The following is a 14,323-nucleotide window of genomic DNA, read 5'->3' on the forward strand; positions in this document are numbered from 1 at the left end:
GGCTTCTTCTAGACCAGCCCCGCCAGCTGGCCCTGGCAGACGTACTTGGTGTGCATGTAGTCGTCCAGGCCATGCACCGAGCCTTCGCGGCCGTAGCCCGATTCCTTCACACCGCCGAAGGGCGCGGCCTCGGCCGCCAGCGCGCCTTCGTTGATGCCGACGATGCCCGACTCCAGCGCGTCGGCCACGCGCCAGATACGCCGCACGTCGCGCGAGTAGAAGTACGCCGCGAGCCCGAAGGGCGTGTCGTTGGCGGCGGCGATCACCTCGGCCTCGCTCTCGAAGCGCGTGACCGGCACCACGGGCCCGAAGGTTTCCTCGCAGCTGCAGGCCATCGTCGCGTCGGCGTTCACCAGCACGGTGGGCGCGTAGTAGTTGGGGCCGTCGCAGCGCGCGGAGCGCAGCCGCTCGCCGCCGACCACGATGCGCGCGCCCCTGGCCACGGCGTCGCGCACGTGCCGCTCGATCTTCTCCACGGCGCGCGCGTTGATCATCGGGCCGATCTGCGAGCCGGGTTCGGTGGCGGGGCCGACCTCGAGCGCGCCGACCCGCGCAGCCAGCTTGTCGACGAACGCGTCGTGCACGCGGGCCTGCACGAACACCCGGTTCGGGCTCACGCAGGTCTGGCCGCCGTTGCGGAACTTGGCGGCCATCAGGCCCTCCACGGCGGCATCGACGTCGGCGTCGTCGAACACGATGAAGGGTGCATTGCCGCCGAGCTCCAGCGACAGCTTCTTGAGCGTATCGGCCGAACGCCTTGCGAGGTGCTTGCCGACCGGCGTCGAGCCGGTGAACGTGACCTTGCGCACGCGCGCATCGTCGAGCCAGGCATCGACCACCTCGGGCGTGCGCTCGCGCGAGGCCGTCACGATGTTGAGCACGCCCGGCGGCACGCCGGCTTCTTCGGCCAGCGCCACCAGCGCGAGCGAGGTCAGCGGTGTGTCTTCCGCCGGCTTGCACACCACCGTGCAGCCCGCCGCGAGGGCCGGTGCGATCTTGCGCGCGATCATGGCCGCCGGAAAGTTCCATGGCGTGATCGCCGCGATCACGCCCACAGGTTCTTTCAGCGCGAACATGCGCCGGCCCGGCACGGGCGCCGGGATGATGTCGCCGTTGGCACGCGTGGCCTCCTCGGCGAACCATTCGATGTAGCTGGCCGCATAGGCGACTTCGCCGCGGCCCTCGGCCAGCGGCTTGCCCTGCTCGCGCGAGATGAGGCGGCCCAGGTCTTCCTGGTGCGCGATCACGAGGTCGTTCCAGCGCTTGAGGATCTGCGCGCGCTGCTTGGCCGGCACCGCGCGCCATGCGGGAAAGGCGGCGTGCGCGGCATCGACGGCGGTGCGCGCATCGGCGGCCGTGCCGTCGGGCACGCTCGCGAAGACGGAGTCGGTGGCGGGATCGCTGACGTCGAGGCGGCGCGAATCGCTCGCTTCGCGCCATTCGCCGCCGATGAGCTGGCGTCCGGGCATCAGGTTCCTGTATTCGGGTTCGAGTGTCATGGTCGGAGGGTCTTTCTCTTCATTCAGGATGCGGTTACGCGCTCGGCGATCGCGATGCCGACCTCGGTGGTGCTGGCCGAGCCGCCGAGGTCCGGCGTGCGCGGCCCCTCGCGCAGCACCGCCTCGATCGCGCCCAGGATCGCGTCGTGCGCGGCGCGGCCCGCGCCCTGGCCCTGCGTGAGGAAGTCCAGCATCAGCGCGCCGGACCAGATCATCGCGATGGGGTTGGCGATGTTCTGGCCATGGATGTCGGGCGCCGAGCCGTGCACCGGCTCGAACAGCGACGGGAACTTGCGCTCCGGGTTGAGGTTGGCCGATGGCGCGAGGCCGATGGTGCCGGTGGTCGCGGGCCCGAGGTCGGACAGGATGTCGCCGAACAGGTTGCTCGCCACCACCACGTCGAAGCGCGTGGGCTGCAGCACGAAGCGCGCCGACAGGATGTCGATGTGCTGCTTGTCGACCGTCACCTCGGGGTAGTCGAGCCCGACGGCGTCGGCGCGCCGGTCCCACCACGGCATGCTGATCGCGATGCCGTTGCTCTTTGTGGCCACCGTCAGGTGCTTGCGCTTTCGTGCCCGCGCGGTCTCGTAGGCGTAGCGCAGCACGCGGTCGGCGCCATGGCGCGAGAAGACCGACTCCTGGATCACGATCTCGCGCTCGGTGCCCTCGTACATCACGCCGCCGAGCGAGGTGTATTCGCCCTCGGTGTTCTCGCGCACCACGAGGTAGTCGATGTCGCCGGGCTTGCGGCCGGCGAGCGGGCAGGGCACGCCCTCGAACAGGCGCACCGGGCGCAGGTTGATGTACTGGTCGAACTCGCGGCGGAACTTCAGCAGCGAACCCCAGAGCGACACGTGGTCGGGCACGGTAGCGGGCCAGCCGACGGCGCCGAAGTACAGCGCGTCGACGCCCTTGAGCTGCTCCTTCCAGTCGTCCGGCATCATCTGGCCGTGCTGCGCGTAGTAGTCGCAGCTGGCCCAGTCGACGGTGCGGCAGTCGAGCTCGAAGCCGAAGCGTTCCGCGGCGGCCTGCACCACGCGCAGGCCCTCGGGCATCACTTCCTTGCCGATGCCGTCGCCGGCGATCAGCGCGATGCGGAAGGTGGGTGTCATATCGGTCTTTCTCATGAAGCGTGGACGGCCGCGCGGTCCATCTCGTCGAGCCAGCCGCGGCGCAGCTCGGGTACCGAGCGCGCCAGCAGCTCGTAGTAGGGGTGGTGCGGGCCGCGGTCATAGTCGGCGCGCACCACCTGCGCGAGCTTGCGGCCGTGCTGCATGACAACGATCTCGTCGCACACGGCGCGCACGGTGTGCAGGTCGTGGCTGATGAAGAGATACGACACGCCGAGTTCTCGCCGCAGCTGCGCGATCAGGTCGAGCACCGCCGCGCCGACCACGGTGTCCAGCGCCGACGTGACTTCGTCGCACAGGATCAGGTCCGGGTCGGCCGCCAGCGCGCGAGCGAGGTTCACGCGCTGCTTCTGCCCGCCCGAGAGGCCGCCCGGCAGGCGCCCGGCCACGGTCTGCGGCAGCTGCACCAGGTCGAGCAGCTCGCGGATGCGCCGCTGCAGCGGCTCGCCGCGCAGGCCCTTGTAGAACTGCAGCGGCCGCGCCAGGATGCGCTCGATGGTCTGCGACGGGTTCAGCGCCGTGTCGGCCATCTGGAACACGATCTGGATCTGGCGCAGCTCTTCCCGCTCGCGCTGTGCCAGCGTTGGCTTGAGTGCGCGGCCGTTGAACAGCACGCTGCCGTGGCACGGCTTGAGCAGGCCGGCGACGGCGCGCGCCAGCGTGGTCTTGCCCGAGCCCGACTCGCCGATCACGCCGATGGCCTGGCCCCGGTAGAGCTTGAGATCGATGTTCTCCAGGATCATCTTGGCCGGCCGTCCCTGTGCGTCAACAGGGCCATAGCCGGCGGAAAGCTCGCGCACCTCGAGCAGCAGCTCGGCGCCGCCCGGGGTCGCGCCGGATTCGCGCGGCGCCGGGCGGGCGGCGGCCAGCAGGCACTTCGTGTACTCATGGGCCGGCGTCGCGAGAATCCGCTCGGTGGCATTCACCTCCTGCATCCGGCCGTTGCGCAGCACCAGGATGTGGTCGGCTATCTGTGCCACCACCGCGAGGTCGTGGCTCACGTACACCGCGGTCGCGCGGCGCTCGCGCACCGCACGGCGGAAGGCGCGCAGCACCTCGATCTGCGTCGTCACGTCGAGCGCGGTGGTCGGCTCGTCGAGGATCACAAGATCGGGGTCGGCGATCAGCGCCATGGCCGCCATCAGCCGCTGCAGCTGGCCGCCCGACACTTGGTGCGGGTAGCGCGTGCCGATGGTCTCCGGCTCGGGCAGCGCGAGCTCGCGGAACAGCTGGATCGCCTTCGCCTCGGCCTCGGCGCGCGTGCACAGGCCATGGATGCGGCACGGCTCGACCACCTGGTCCATGATCGTGCGCGAGGGATTGAAGGAGGCCGCCGCGCTCTGCGCGATGTAGGTGACCGTTCGTCCGCGCAGCGCGCGCTGCCGGGGTGCATCGAGCGCCAGCACGTCGGTGCCGCCGATGCGCACGCTGCCTGCCGAGATGCGGCAGCCTTGGCGCGTAAAGCCCATCAGCGCGAGCGCCGTGGTGGTCTTGCCGGAGCCCGATTCGCCGATCAGCGCCAGCACCTCGCCGGGCTGCACGGAGAAGCTCAGGTTGTCGACCAGCGTGCTCGCGCCGGCCGCGATGCTCAAGTCGTTGACGATCAGTGTTGCGCCCATGTCAGTGGCTCCCGTTTGCGCCGGGAACACCGCGGAACCGGCTTTGCCGGGCCGCTGGTGTTGCCCCCGGAGAGGGGGTGGGAGGCCACACGAAGTGGGCAAGCCTGGGGGTGAGCTTCATCTTGCTCCTCGTTCGCGGGCGCCGCGGCCCGGCAGGTTGTCGATGACGAGGTTGACCGAGATGGTCAGGCTCGCGATGGCCAGCGCCGGCACGATCACCGAGGCGCCGCCCATGGCCAGTGCGCCGATGTTCTCGCGCACCAGCGAGCCCCAGTCGGCCGCCGGCGGCTGGATGCCGAGGCCGAGGAAGCTCAGGCTCGCCAGCAGCAGCACGGTGTAGACGAAGCGCAGGCCGAGGTCGGCCAGCATCGGCCCGAGGATGTTGGGCAGGATCTCGCGCAGCATGATGTAGAGCGTGCCCTCGCCGCGCGTGCGCGCCACGGTCACGTAGTCGAGCGCGTTGATGTTGACGGCCAGCGAGCGTGCGATGCGATAGGCGCCCGGCACGTAGATGATGGCCGCCGTCACGACCAGCATCGGCACCGAGGAGCCGAAGCCCGCCACCATGATGAGCGCGAACATCTTGCTCGGTATCGCGGTCAGCGTGTCGAGGCAGCGGCTGAGCAGCGTGTCGGTCCAGCGTCCGCTGGCCGCGGCCAGCAGCGCCAGCGTGGTGCCGGTGCCGCTGGCCAGCAGCGTGGCGAGCAGCGCGACGCCGACCGTATAGCGTGCGCCTTCGACGATCAGCGCCAGCATGTCGCGCCCGAGGTAGTCGGTGCCCAGCCAGTGCGCCGCGCTCATGGGCGCGAAGACGCTGTTGCCGCCCATGGTGCCCGAGGAGTGCGACAGCAGCCAGGGCCCGAGCGCGGCCGCGAGCAGCCAGAACAGCAGCACCGCGAGGCCCAGCAGGCCGGAGACGCCGAAGCCGCGAAGCCAGCGCAGCGGATGCCGCCCGCGTTGCTCGCTCGGCGCTGCGACGGCGGTGGCCGTGGCCGGGGCGCCCAGGGCCGATGAGGAGGTGGAGGTTTCCATGGGGCTCGCCTCAGCGGTGGCGCAGTCGGGGGTTGGCGACGATGCCGCAGATGTCGGCTGCCGTCACGAGGATCAGGTAGCCGGCGCAGAAGATCATGGCGCAGGTCTGCACCAGCGGCATGTCGCGCTGCGAGACGCCGTCGACCATCAGCTTGGCGATGCCGGGATAGTTGAAGATCGTCTCGACGATGATCACGCCGCCCAGCAGGTACGACAGGCTCAGCGCCACCGCATTCGCGATCGGGCCGACCGCGTTGGGCAGCGCATGCGCCAGCACCATGCGCATCGGCGAGGCGCCCTTGAGCCGCACCATCTCGATGTAGGGCGCCTCGAGCTGGTCGATCACCGCGGCGCGCGTCATGCGCATCATCTGCGCGACGATCACGCAGCACAGCACCAGCACCGGCATCGCGAAGGCGCGCAGCAACTGTCCGACCGACTCGATTTCGTTGACGAAAGAGAGCGCCGGCAGCCAGCGCAGCTTGACCGCGAACACCAGCACCGCGAGCGTCGCGACCAGGAACTCCGGCACCGACACCACCGCCACCGCCGACGTGGAAGCCGCGCGGTCGAACCAGGAGCCGCGCCACACGGCCGAGGCGATGCCCAGCGCCAGCGCGATCGGAACCGAGAACAGGGCCGTCACGGCCGCGAGCAGCAGCGAGTTGGGAAGGCGGCTTGCCACCAGCTCCGACACCGGCATCTGCGTGGTGGCCGAGCGGCCGAGGTCGCCCCTGGCCATGCCGAGCAGCCATTGCGCATAGCGCCGCGGCGCCGGCACGTCCAGCCCCATCTGCGTGCGCAGCGCGGCCAGCGCCTCGGGCGTGGCTTCCTGGCCGAGCTGCTCCTGGGCTGCATCGCCCGGCAGCACGGCGGTGATCGAGAACACGATCACCGACACCGCCAGGAGCGACAGCAGCGCCAGCGCGATGCGCTGGACGAGGAGCTTGAGGATCACATGGTTCATGAAGAATGTTCCGGCGCGCGGATCAGGCTTCCAGCCACACGTTCTCGGCGAAGTTGTAGCCCATCAGCCCGCCCAGCGGAATCGGCGACAGCCCCTTGAGCTTGGAGCTATGGCCGTCGATGCTCGCAAGGAACAGCGGGATGCCGATGCCGGCGTCCTGGTGGATCATGGTCTGCATGTCGGCGTACATCTGCTTGCGCTTGGCCAGGTCGGTCTCGGCGCGCGAGGCCAGCAGCAGCTGGTCGAACTTCTCGTTCTTCCAGCGCGACTCGTTCCAGGCCGCACCCGACTGGAAGAACTGCGTCAGCAGCACGTCGGCGCTCGGGCGCGGGTTGACGTTGCCGAAGCCCACCGGGCTGTTGAGCCAGTGGTTCGACCAGTAGCCGTCGGCCGGCATGCGCTTGATGTCGATCTCCAGGCCTGCGCGCTGCGCGGTCTGCTGCAGCATCAGCGCCATCTCCACCGAGTAGAGTGCCGCCGGCGAAGCCACCATCGGCACCTTGCCGGTGACGCCGGACTTCTGCAGATGGAACTTGGCCTTGTCGAGGTCGAACGGGCGCTGCGGCAGGCCCGCGAAGTAGAAGCGGTTGGTCGGATCGATCGGCTGGTCGTTGCCGAGCACGGCGTAGTCGAGCGCGATGGTCTTCTTCATCTGCGCACGGTCGAACATGTACTTCATCGCGAGCACGAAGTCGGGGTTGGCGCCGGGGCCCGTGTCCTTGCGCATGATGAGGTCGGAGTACTGGCCCGACTGGGTGAGGAAGATGCCGAACCCGGGCGTGCCCTTCACGCGCTCCACCGAGCGCGGATTGACCGAGCCCACGAGGTCCATGCCGCCGGACAGCAGCGCGTTGACGCGCGCGCTCTCGTCGCCGATGCCCACGAACTCGATCTCGTCGAGGTAGGGCTTGCCGGGTTTCCAGTAGGCGTCGTTGCGCACCATCAGCGAACGCACGCCGGGCTTGAATTCCTTGAGCTTGTACGGGCCGGTGCCGATGCCTGCGTTGAAGTCGGTGGTGCCTTCCTTGACGATCTGGAAGTGGAAGGTGCCCAGGATCACCGGCAGGTCGGCGTTCGGCGCGCTGAGCACCATCGTCACCTCGTTCGGGCCGCTGGCCTTGACGCTCTCGATCTGGTCGGCGAGCACCTTGGCCTTGGAGGCGGTGGCGGGGTCCTTGTGGCGCATGACCGAGAACACGACGTCGGCGGGCGCGAGCGCCTTGCCGTCGTGGAAGCTCACGCCCTTGCGCAGCGTGAACACCCAGGTCTTCGCGTCCTTGGTGGTGAACGATTCGGCCAGCGCGGGCTGCGGCGCGAGGCTGCCGTCGAGCGAGGTGAGGCCGTTGTAGACCATGTTGCAGCGCGAGTAGTCGGTCTGGTTCGACTGCTTGGCCGGATCGAGCGTGTCGGTCGCCGCGGCGGTGGCGCCGGCCACCCGGAGGCGGCCGCCCTTCCTGGGCGTCTGCGCATGGGCGGACATCGCCGCGCCCGCGATGCCGCCGGCCAGCGTGGCCTGCATGCCGCCGGCCATCAGCATCGAAAGGATGTCGCGCCGCGTGGCGCCGCGCTTGAGCGACTCCATCATGCGCAGGCTTTCGCCGGGGCCGACGAGTCTGTCGAAACTCTTGTTGCTGCTGTCGCTCATGATGAAGTGCTCCTGGGGCCGTGGGTTGGAAAAAAACGAACGCGTGTTGCGGGACTGCGGGCCCTCAGGCCAGCCTGTCCTTGAGCCGGTAATAAAAGCCCACCGCCGGCAGGAACCACGGCGGGCCGAAGTGGCCGGGAATGGCGGGCCAGTCGCGGCCCCGCCAGGGGTTGGCGGACGCGTCGCCGTTCATCACGGCGGCCATGCGTTCGCCCATGTGGACCGACATCTGCGTGCCGTGTCCGCTGTAGCCCATCGCGTAATAGAGGCCGTTGCGCTCGCCGGCATGTGGCAGGCGGTCCTGCGTCATGTCGACCAGTCCGCCCCAGCAATAGTCGAGCCGCACCGCGCCGAGCTGCGGGAAGGTCTCGGCCAGCCCCGCGCGCAGGATGTCGCCGCTCGCGGCATCCGACTGCGGGCTGGAAATCGCGAAGCGCGCGCGCCCGCCGAACACCAGCCGGTGGTCGGCCGTGAGCCTGAAGTAGTGGTGGATGTTCGCGATGGTCGTGTAGGTGCGCCGGGCCGCGAGCAGCGCCTGCGCGCGCTCCGCGCCGAGCGGTTCGGTGACCACGATGAAGCTGCCGATCGGCACGATGCGCCGGCGCAGCCAGCCGAAGCTGCCGTAGCCGCCATGGCGCGTCGCGCCCGTGGCCAGCAGCACCTGCTGCGCCGTGACCACGCCGCGCGCGGTGTGCAGCCGGTGGGCATGGCCCTGGCCCAGGCGTTCGATGCGGCGCACTTCCGTGTCCGTGTGGATCGCGGCGCCGTTGCGCTGCGCGGCCACCGCCAGCCCGTGCGCGAAGCGGCCCATGTGCATCTGGGCACTGCGCTTGTAGAGCAGGCCGCCGTGGAAGCGCTCGCTCTGCACCTCGGCGCGCACGCGCGGTGCGTCGAGGATCTCGACGTCGTTGTCCACGCCGTCGTCGATCAGGCGTTGTACGCTGCGTTCGAGCGCGGCCATCTGGTTGGTGCGCGTGGCGAGCTTGAGCTTGCCGTGGCGCATGAAGTCGCAGTCGATGGCCTCGTCGCGCACCAGCCGCGCCACGGTGTCGACCGCGTCGTCGTAGGCGTTGTACCAGCCGCGCGCCCGCTCGACGCCGACCTTGGCCGCCACATCGGCGTAGTCGACCGCGAGGCCGTTGTTGACATGCCCACCGTTGCGCCCCGAGGCTTCGGCCGCCACGCGCGGGCCGGCTTCCAGCACCGCGACCCGGGCGCCGCGCCTGGCCATTGCCAGTGCGGCCGAAAGGCCGGTGAAGCCGCCGCCGACGATCGCGACATCGACCTGCGCCGGCAGCTCCTGCGGCGCGGCCAGAAACGCGGGGGCCGAATCGGTCCAGTAGGAGTCGAGCTTCATGGCATCCGGCCCACGCAGGAGCGAGCCGGCATGCCGCGGCGATCGAGGGCGATTTGCCTGGGGCGGGGGCTCATGGTTTCAAGTTCCTTGGACGACAAATGCGACAAGCTCATGACGAAGTGATTGCAGCACGCAGCCGTGCCGCAGGTATTGGGAAATACGGCATCCGGCGCATGAAAGCTGCGGTTTGGAGGGGGTGCGGCGGCATGCCGTGCGGTCTGCCCCTGGCGCGTGCGGCCATGCACCTCGGTGCGTCGCGGCGAAGTCGATCGGCACGCTTTTGAAGCGCAGGCCGGCATCGGGGACGAGGCGTCCGCCGATGAACTGCCCCGGAGGCACGCGGATCTTGAGCGGGTCGACGACTTGCATGGGAAGAATGGAAGGAGGCCACGATGGCGCCGGAGAATGGACGGACGATGCTAGGCAGGTCGGCGCGGCATTTGTGTGCGTAAGCGAACCCGTGGCGGCAGCGAATTGCAAACCCCGGGCCCTTGGCAGGCGAAGCTTGCGAGTTGCGCCGGCAGGCGATTTCGGTCTGGCATCGGGCGCTGATGTCGTCCAAGATGCAAGGGACATCCCCTTCGCTACAGAGACCCTTCAATGCCCGATCAGACCCCGAATGCACCCGACGACGGCGTGGTGCTCCGACCGATGACGTCCGCCGACTTGCCCTCCACGCATGCGCTGTCGGCCCAGTTGCGCTGGCCGCACCGGCTGGCCGACTGGGCGCAGGTGTTCGCGCATGCCGAGGGCATCGTGGCCGAGCGCGACGGCGAGATCGTCGCCACCGCACAGCGCTGGCACTGGGGCGAGCGCCATGCCAGCATCGGCCTCGTGATCGTGACGCCGGCCTGCCAGGGCCGGCGCATCGGGCACAGGCTGATGAGCGCGATGCTCGAAGGCCTGGAGGAACATACGGTGCTGCTGCATGCCACCGCCGAAGGGCGCGGCCTGTACGAGCGGCTGGGCTTCGTGCGAACGGGTGAACTGAGGCAGCACCAGGGCATCGCGCAGCCGGCGCCGCTGGTTGCGCTGCAGCCGGGCTGGCGCCTGCGGCCCGCCGGCCTGAACGAGGCGGCCACCCTGCAGGCGCTCGACGCTGCGGCGCGCGGCATGCCGCGCGATGCGCTGATCGCCGACCTGCTGGCCAACGCCGATGCCTGCGTGGTGCTCGACCACGACAACGAAGCGCGCGGCTTCGCGATGCTGCGCCGCTTCGGGCGCGGGCATGTCATCGGGCCTGTGGTTGCGCCCGACCTCGACGGCGCGAAGGCGCTGATCGCCCATCTCGCCAGCGTCAACGCCGGGCACTTCACGCGCATCGACATCGACTTCGACAGCGGGCTGGCCGAGTGCCTGGAGAGCATCGGGCTGCTGCGCGTTGATGCGCCTACGACGATGGTGCGTGGTGTGCCGCTGGTTACGCCGGCTGGCGGGCCTTCGCTCTTTGCTGTTGTTACTCAGGCTGTTGGGTGAAGACTTGCTTTTCGGTGGGGCGATCACGCCGACGGGGTACCTTGCTCCGCGAATGTCCCCGGCGGCCTGTGCACGCACCCCGAATACAGCGCCCGAAAACGCACCCACAAACAAAACCCATGACCACCACCACCTTCCTCTACAAATCCGATCCCGTGCGAGGCCGCCTGTGGGCCGAAGTGTTCCGCCGCCGCGCCCCCGACATCGACTTCCGCATCTGGCCCGACATCGGCGATCCCGCGCAGGTACGCTTTCTTGCCGCCTGGGAGCCGCCGGACGATCTGGCCGAGCGCTTTCCGAATCTCGACGTGCTGTTCTCCTCGGGCGCGGGCGTCGACCAGTTCGACTTCGCCGCGCTGCCGCCCGCGCTGCCCGTGGTGCGCATGGTGGAGCCCGGCATCGTGGGCGGCATGGTCGAGTACGTGACGCATGCGGTGCTCGGCCTGCATCGCGACATGCCGCAATACAGGCGCCAGCAGCAGGAAGGGCAGTGGAAGCCGCTGCCGGTACGGCCCGCGGGTGAACGGCGCGTCGGCGTGCTCGGGCTCGGCTCGCTCGGGCAGGCCGTGCTGGCGCAACTCGTCGGCATGGGTTTTGATTGCGCGGGATGGAGCCGCTCGCGGCACACGGTCGACGGCGTGCAATGCCATGCCGGTGCCGACGAGCTGCCGGCCTTTCTTGCGCGCACCGACATCCTCGTGTGCCTGCTGCCGCTGACCGATTCGACGCGCGGCTTCCTCGACGCGCGGCTGTTCTCGATGCTGCCTGCCGGTGCCGGCCTGGTGCATGTGGGCCGTGGCCCGCAACTCGTCGACACCGACCTGCTGGCCGCGCTCGCCAGTGGCCAGGTCGGCGAAGCCGTGCTCGACGTGACCGACCCCGAACCGCTGCCGCCGGCGCATGCCTTCTGGCGCCATCCGCATGTGCAGCTCACGCCGCACATCGCGAGCATGACGCAGCCGCTCAGTGCCGCCGAAGCGGTGCTCGACAACGTGCAGCGCTTCGCCGCGGGCGAGCCCATGATCGGGCTGGTCGATCGCCAGAAGGGGTACTGAGCGCGAGTTGCCGGAGGCACGCCGCACGATCTGCTGTCGCGGCACGCACAACGGCAGCGTGCTTCGTGCAGAGGCCTCAAAGCAGCACCAAGCCGAGGGTCGCGCATCCTAAGCTGAGGGCATCGAAAGCCTCCTTCGCCACCAGCTTCCTCCGGACACAGCCCATGACGCATCCCTCCGCATTGCCTCACCAAGCCGCGCTCGACGCGATCGATCGTGCGCACCTGATCCACCCCGTCTCGCCCTGGCGCGTGCATGAGCAGCGCGGCCCCACCGTGCTGGCCTCGGGCCGCGGCGCCTGGCTGACCGACAGCAACGGCCACGAACTGCTCGACGCCTTCGCCGGCCTGTGGTGCGTGAACGTGGGCTACGGGCAGGAGAGCGTGGTGCAGGCCGCGGCCGAGCAGATGCGCCGGCTGCCCTACGCGACCGGCTACTTCCACTTCAGCAGCGAGCCGGCCATCCGCCTTGCCGAAAAGCTGGTGCAGATCACGCCGGCATCGCTGACCCGCGTGTACCTCACGCTGGGCGGTTCCGAGGCGGTCGATGCCGCCGTGCGCTTCATCGTGCAGTACTACAACGCGACCGGCCGGCCGTCGAAGAAGCACTTCATCGCGCTGGAGCGCGGCTACCACGGCTCGTCGTCCACCGGCGCGGGCCTGACCGCGCTGCCGGCCTTCCACCGCGGCTTCGACCTGCCGCTGCCCACGCAGCACTACATTCCTTCGCCGAATCCGTACCGCCAGCCGGACGGGGCCGACGCGCAGTCATTGATCGCCGCATCGGTCGCGGCCCTGCGCGCCAAGGTGGCCGAGCTGGGCGCGGACAACGTGGCCGCATTCTTCTGCGAGCCGATCCAGGGCTCGGGCGGCGTCATCGTGCCGCCCAAGGGCTGGCTCAAGGCCATGCGCGAGGCGGCGCGCGAGCTCGACATCCTCTTCGTGGTGGACGAGGTCATCACCGGCTTCGGCCGCACCGGCCCGATGTTCGCGTGCGAGGCCGAAGGCGTGGAGCCCGACCTCATGACCATGGCCAAGGGCCTGACCGCCGGCTACGTGCCGATGGGCGCCGCGATGATGTCGGAGAAGGTCTATGCCGGCATCGCCGATGGCGTGCCCGAAGGCGCCCTGGTCGGGCACGGCGCGACCTATTCGGCGCACCCGGTCAGCGCCGCGGTCGCGCTCGAGGTGCTGCGGCTCTACGAAGAGGGCGGCGTGCTCGCCAACGGCCAGCGTGGTGCGGCGCACTTTGCGGCCGGGCTCGACGCGCTGCGTGCGCATCCGCTGGTGGGCGACGCCCGCCACCGCGGCCTGCTGGGCGCGCTGGAACTGGTGAGCGACAAGGCGAGCAAGCGCGGTTTCGACGCATCGCTCGGACTGCCGGAGCGCATCTTCGCCGCCGCCTACCGCAATGGCCTGGTGTTCCGCGCCTTCGGCGACCACGTCCTCGGCTTCGCGCCCGCGCTTACGTTCACCGAGGATGAGTTCGCGCAACTGTTCGCGCGGCTGAGGAAGACGCTCGACGAAGTGCTCGACGCGCCTGACGTCCGCGCCGCGCTGGCGGCCTGAACAAGCCGGTACACATAGGCCCCGCAAGACCCGGCGGCGACGCAGAATCGGACTTTCCTTCTCTCCAGGCACCGCCATGTCAGAAGCTTTCAAGATCGACCGACTCGACCTGCGCATCCTGGCCCAGCTGCAGAAGAACGGGCGCATGACCAACGTCGACCTGGCCGATGCGGTCGGGTTGTCGCCCAGTCCCTGCCTGATCCGCGTGAAGCGGCTGGAGCAGGCTGGCTACATCGCGGGCTACGGCGCGCACCTGCGGCTCGAAAAGCTCGGCGACACGCTGACCGTGTTCACCGAGGTCACGCTGTCGGACCACCACCGCGAGGACTTCGTGCGCTTCGAGGCCGCGATCCGCGAGGTCGACGAGGTGCTCGAATGCCACCTCGTCAGCGGCGGCTACGACTACCTGCTGCGCTTCCTCACGCGCGGCGTGAATCACTACCAGGAAGTGATCGAGGGGCTGCTCGAACGCAACATCGGCATCGCGAAGTACTTCAGCTACATCGTCATCAAGTCGCCGTTCATCAAGACGCACTGTCCGATCGAACGGCTTTTTCCCCACGAGCGCTGACCGGCGCTTTCATCCATCCATGCCCGAAACCCTTCTCCCCTCTGCTTTGCCCAACCGCTTCGTGCGGCTCGCGGAGACCGACCGGCCCGCGTTGACGCTGCACATCGACGGCGAGGCCCGCACCGCGCTGGCCGGCGACACCCTGCTGGTGGCGCTGCTGAGCAATGGACGGCGCGTGCGCGACAGCGAGTTCGGCGACGGACCTCGCGCCGGCTTCTGCCTGATGGGCGCCTGCCAGGATTGCTGGGTGTGGACGCCGGCGGGCGAGCGGCTGCGCGCCTGCTCGACGCCCGTCGAGGCGGGGATGTCGGTGCTCACGCGGCCGCCCGCGGCCCATTGGCCCGCCACGCCCGACCTGCAGCAGCTGCTGGCGCGCGGCGCCGCGGCGGCCGTGCGGTGAGCGC

The 14,323-nt window shown here is 69.6% G+C and carries 13 protein-coding genes; 5 read left to right on the plus strand and 8 right to left on the minus strand.

Annotated features, from left to right (window positions below):
- Window positions 1–8 precede the first annotated feature (8 nt).
- The 8 genes from ACCC97_RS05355 to ACCC97_RS05390 form a co-directional block, all read right to left on the minus strand.
- Window positions 9–1,499, minus strand: a complete 1,491-nt coding sequence (locus tag ACCC97_RS05355) for an NAD-dependent succinate-semialdehyde dehydrogenase (protein ID WP_413331794.1) — start codon at window positions 1,497–1,499, stop codon at window positions 9–11.
- 23 nt (window positions 1,500–1,522) lie between these two features.
- Complete coding sequence (locus ACCC97_RS05360) at window positions 1,523–2,611, minus strand: tartrate dehydrogenase (RefSeq protein WP_042672651.1); 1,089 nt, start codon at window positions 2,609–2,611, stop codon at window positions 1,523–1,525.
- 11 nt (window positions 2,612–2,622) lie between these two features.
- Window positions 2,623–4,248 (minus strand): ABC transporter ATP-binding protein, encoded by a 1,626-nt coding sequence (locus ACCC97_RS05365; RefSeq protein WP_413331795.1) that lies wholly within the window; start codon window positions 4,246–4,248, stop codon window positions 2,623–2,625.
- A gap of 117 nt (window positions 4,249–4,365) precedes the next feature.
- On the minus strand, window positions 4,366–5,280 hold the full coding sequence (locus ACCC97_RS05370) for an ABC transporter permease (protein ID WP_413331796.1): 915 nt from the start codon (window positions 5,278–5,280) through the stop codon (window positions 4,366–4,368).
- Between the two features lie 10 nt (window positions 5,281–5,290).
- Window positions 5,291–6,247, minus strand: a complete 957-nt coding sequence (locus tag ACCC97_RS05375) for an ABC transporter permease (protein WP_413312392.1) — start codon at window positions 6,245–6,247, stop codon at window positions 5,291–5,293.
- Window positions 6,248–6,269: 22 nt separating this feature from the next.
- Window positions 6,270–7,892: an ABC transporter substrate-binding protein gene (locus ACCC97_RS05380; RefSeq protein WP_413331797.1), complete on the minus strand. Its 1,623-nt coding sequence runs from the start codon at window positions 7,890–7,892 to the stop codon at window positions 6,270–6,272.
- Between the two features lie 64 nt (window positions 7,893–7,956).
- Complete coding sequence (locus tag ACCC97_RS05385) at window positions 7,957–9,249, minus strand: NAD(P)/FAD-dependent oxidoreductase (RefSeq protein ID WP_413331798.1); 1,293 nt, start codon at window positions 9,247–9,249, stop codon at window positions 7,957–7,959.
- Window positions 9,250–9,327: 78 nt separating this feature from the next.
- Window positions 9,328–9,618 carry a hypothetical protein gene (locus ACCC97_RS05390; RefSeq protein ID WP_157632103.1) on the minus strand — a complete coding sequence of 97 codons (291 nt, stop codon included), beginning with the start codon at window positions 9,616–9,618 and terminating at the stop codon, window positions 9,328–9,330.
- 231 nt (window positions 9,619–9,849) lie between these two features.
- On the opposite strand from ACCC97_RS05390, the gene ACCC97_RS05395 reads away from it, so the two are divergent.
- The 5 genes from ACCC97_RS05395 (at window position 9,850) to ACCC97_RS05415 (ending at window position 14,319) form a co-directional block, all read left to right on the plus strand.
- The gene (locus ACCC97_RS05395) at window positions 9,850–10,725 is read left to right on the plus strand and encodes a GNAT family N-acetyltransferase (RefSeq protein WP_007828491.1); all 876 of its coding nucleotides are present in this window, start codon (window positions 9,850–9,852) and stop codon (window positions 10,723–10,725) included.
- 119 nt (window positions 10,726–10,844) lie between these two features.
- Window positions 10,845–11,780 (plus strand): 2-hydroxyacid dehydrogenase, encoded by a 936-nt coding sequence (locus tag ACCC97_RS05400; protein ID WP_007828489.1) that lies wholly within the window; start codon window positions 10,845–10,847, stop codon window positions 11,778–11,780.
- A 164-nt stretch (window positions 11,781–11,944) separates the two neighbouring features.
- On the plus strand, window positions 11,945–13,348 hold the full coding sequence (locus ACCC97_RS05405) for an aspartate aminotransferase family protein (protein ID WP_413331799.1): 1,404 nt from the start codon (window positions 11,945–11,947) through the stop codon (window positions 13,346–13,348).
- A 76-nt stretch (window positions 13,349–13,424) separates the two neighbouring features.
- Window positions 13,425–13,919 (plus strand): Lrp/AsnC family transcriptional regulator, encoded by a 495-nt coding sequence (locus ACCC97_RS05410; protein ID WP_007828485.1) that lies wholly within the window; start codon window positions 13,425–13,427, stop codon window positions 13,917–13,919.
- A gap of 19 nt (window positions 13,920–13,938) precedes the next feature.
- Entirely contained in the window at window positions 13,939–14,319 is a 381-nt protein-coding gene (locus ACCC97_RS05415) for a (2Fe-2S)-binding protein (protein ID WP_007828483.1), read from the plus strand.
- Window positions 14,320–14,323 lie beyond the last annotated feature (4 nt).

Source organism: Variovorax sp. Varisp85, from assembly GCF_047304045.1.
Lineage (GTDB): Bacteria > Pseudomonadota > Gammaproteobacteria > Burkholderiales > Burkholderiaceae_C > Variovorax.

Excerpts from the sequence above, each read along its gene's own strand:
- ACCC97_RS05385 (WP_413331798.1), bottom strand. The coding sequence starts at position 9,249 with ATGAAGCTCGACTCCTACTGGACCGATTCGGCCCCCGCGTTTCTGGCC.
- ACCC97_RS05355 (WP_413331794.1), bottom strand. The coding sequence starts at position 1,499 with ATGACACTCGAACCCGAATACAGGAACCTGATGCCCGGACGCCAGCTC.
- ACCC97_RS05380 (WP_413331797.1), bottom strand. The coding sequence starts at position 7,892 with ATGAGCGACAGCAGCAACAAGAGTTTCGACAGACTCGTCGGCCCCGGC.
- ACCC97_RS05400 (WP_007828489.1), top strand. The coding sequence starts at position 10,845 with ATGACCACCACCACCTTCCTCTACAAATCCGATCCCGTGCGAGGCCGC.
- ACCC97_RS05360 (WP_042672651.1), bottom strand. The coding sequence starts at position 2,611 with ATGACACCCACCTTCCGCATCGCGCTGATCGCCGGCGACGGCATCGGC.
- ACCC97_RS05390 (WP_157632103.1), bottom strand. The coding sequence starts at position 9,618 with ATGCAAGTCGTCGACCCGCTCAAGATCCGCGTGCCTCCGGGGCAGTTC.
- ACCC97_RS05405 (WP_413331799.1), top strand. The coding sequence starts at position 11,945 with ATGACGCATCCCTCCGCATTGCCTCACCAAGCCGCGCTCGACGCGATC.
- ACCC97_RS05395 (WP_007828491.1), top strand. The coding sequence starts at position 9,850 with ATGCCCGATCAGACCCCGAATGCACCCGACGACGGCGTGGTGCTCCGA.
- ACCC97_RS05410 (WP_007828485.1), top strand. The coding sequence starts at position 13,425 with ATGTCAGAAGCTTTCAAGATCGACCGACTCGACCTGCGCATCCTGGCC.
- ACCC97_RS05415 (WP_007828483.1), top strand. The coding sequence starts at position 13,939 with ATGCCCGAAACCCTTCTCCCCTCTGCTTTGCCCAACCGCTTCGTGCGG.
- ACCC97_RS05370 (WP_413331796.1), bottom strand. The coding sequence starts at position 5,280 with ATGGAAACCTCCACCTCCTCATCGGCCCTGGGCGCCCCGGCCACGGCC.
- ACCC97_RS05365 (WP_413331795.1), bottom strand. The coding sequence starts at position 4,248 with ATGGGCGCAACACTGATCGTCAACGACTTGAGCATCGCGGCCGGCGCG.
- ACCC97_RS05375 (WP_413312392.1), bottom strand. The coding sequence starts at position 6,247 with ATGAACCATGTGATCCTCAAGCTCCTCGTCCAGCGCATCGCGCTGGCG.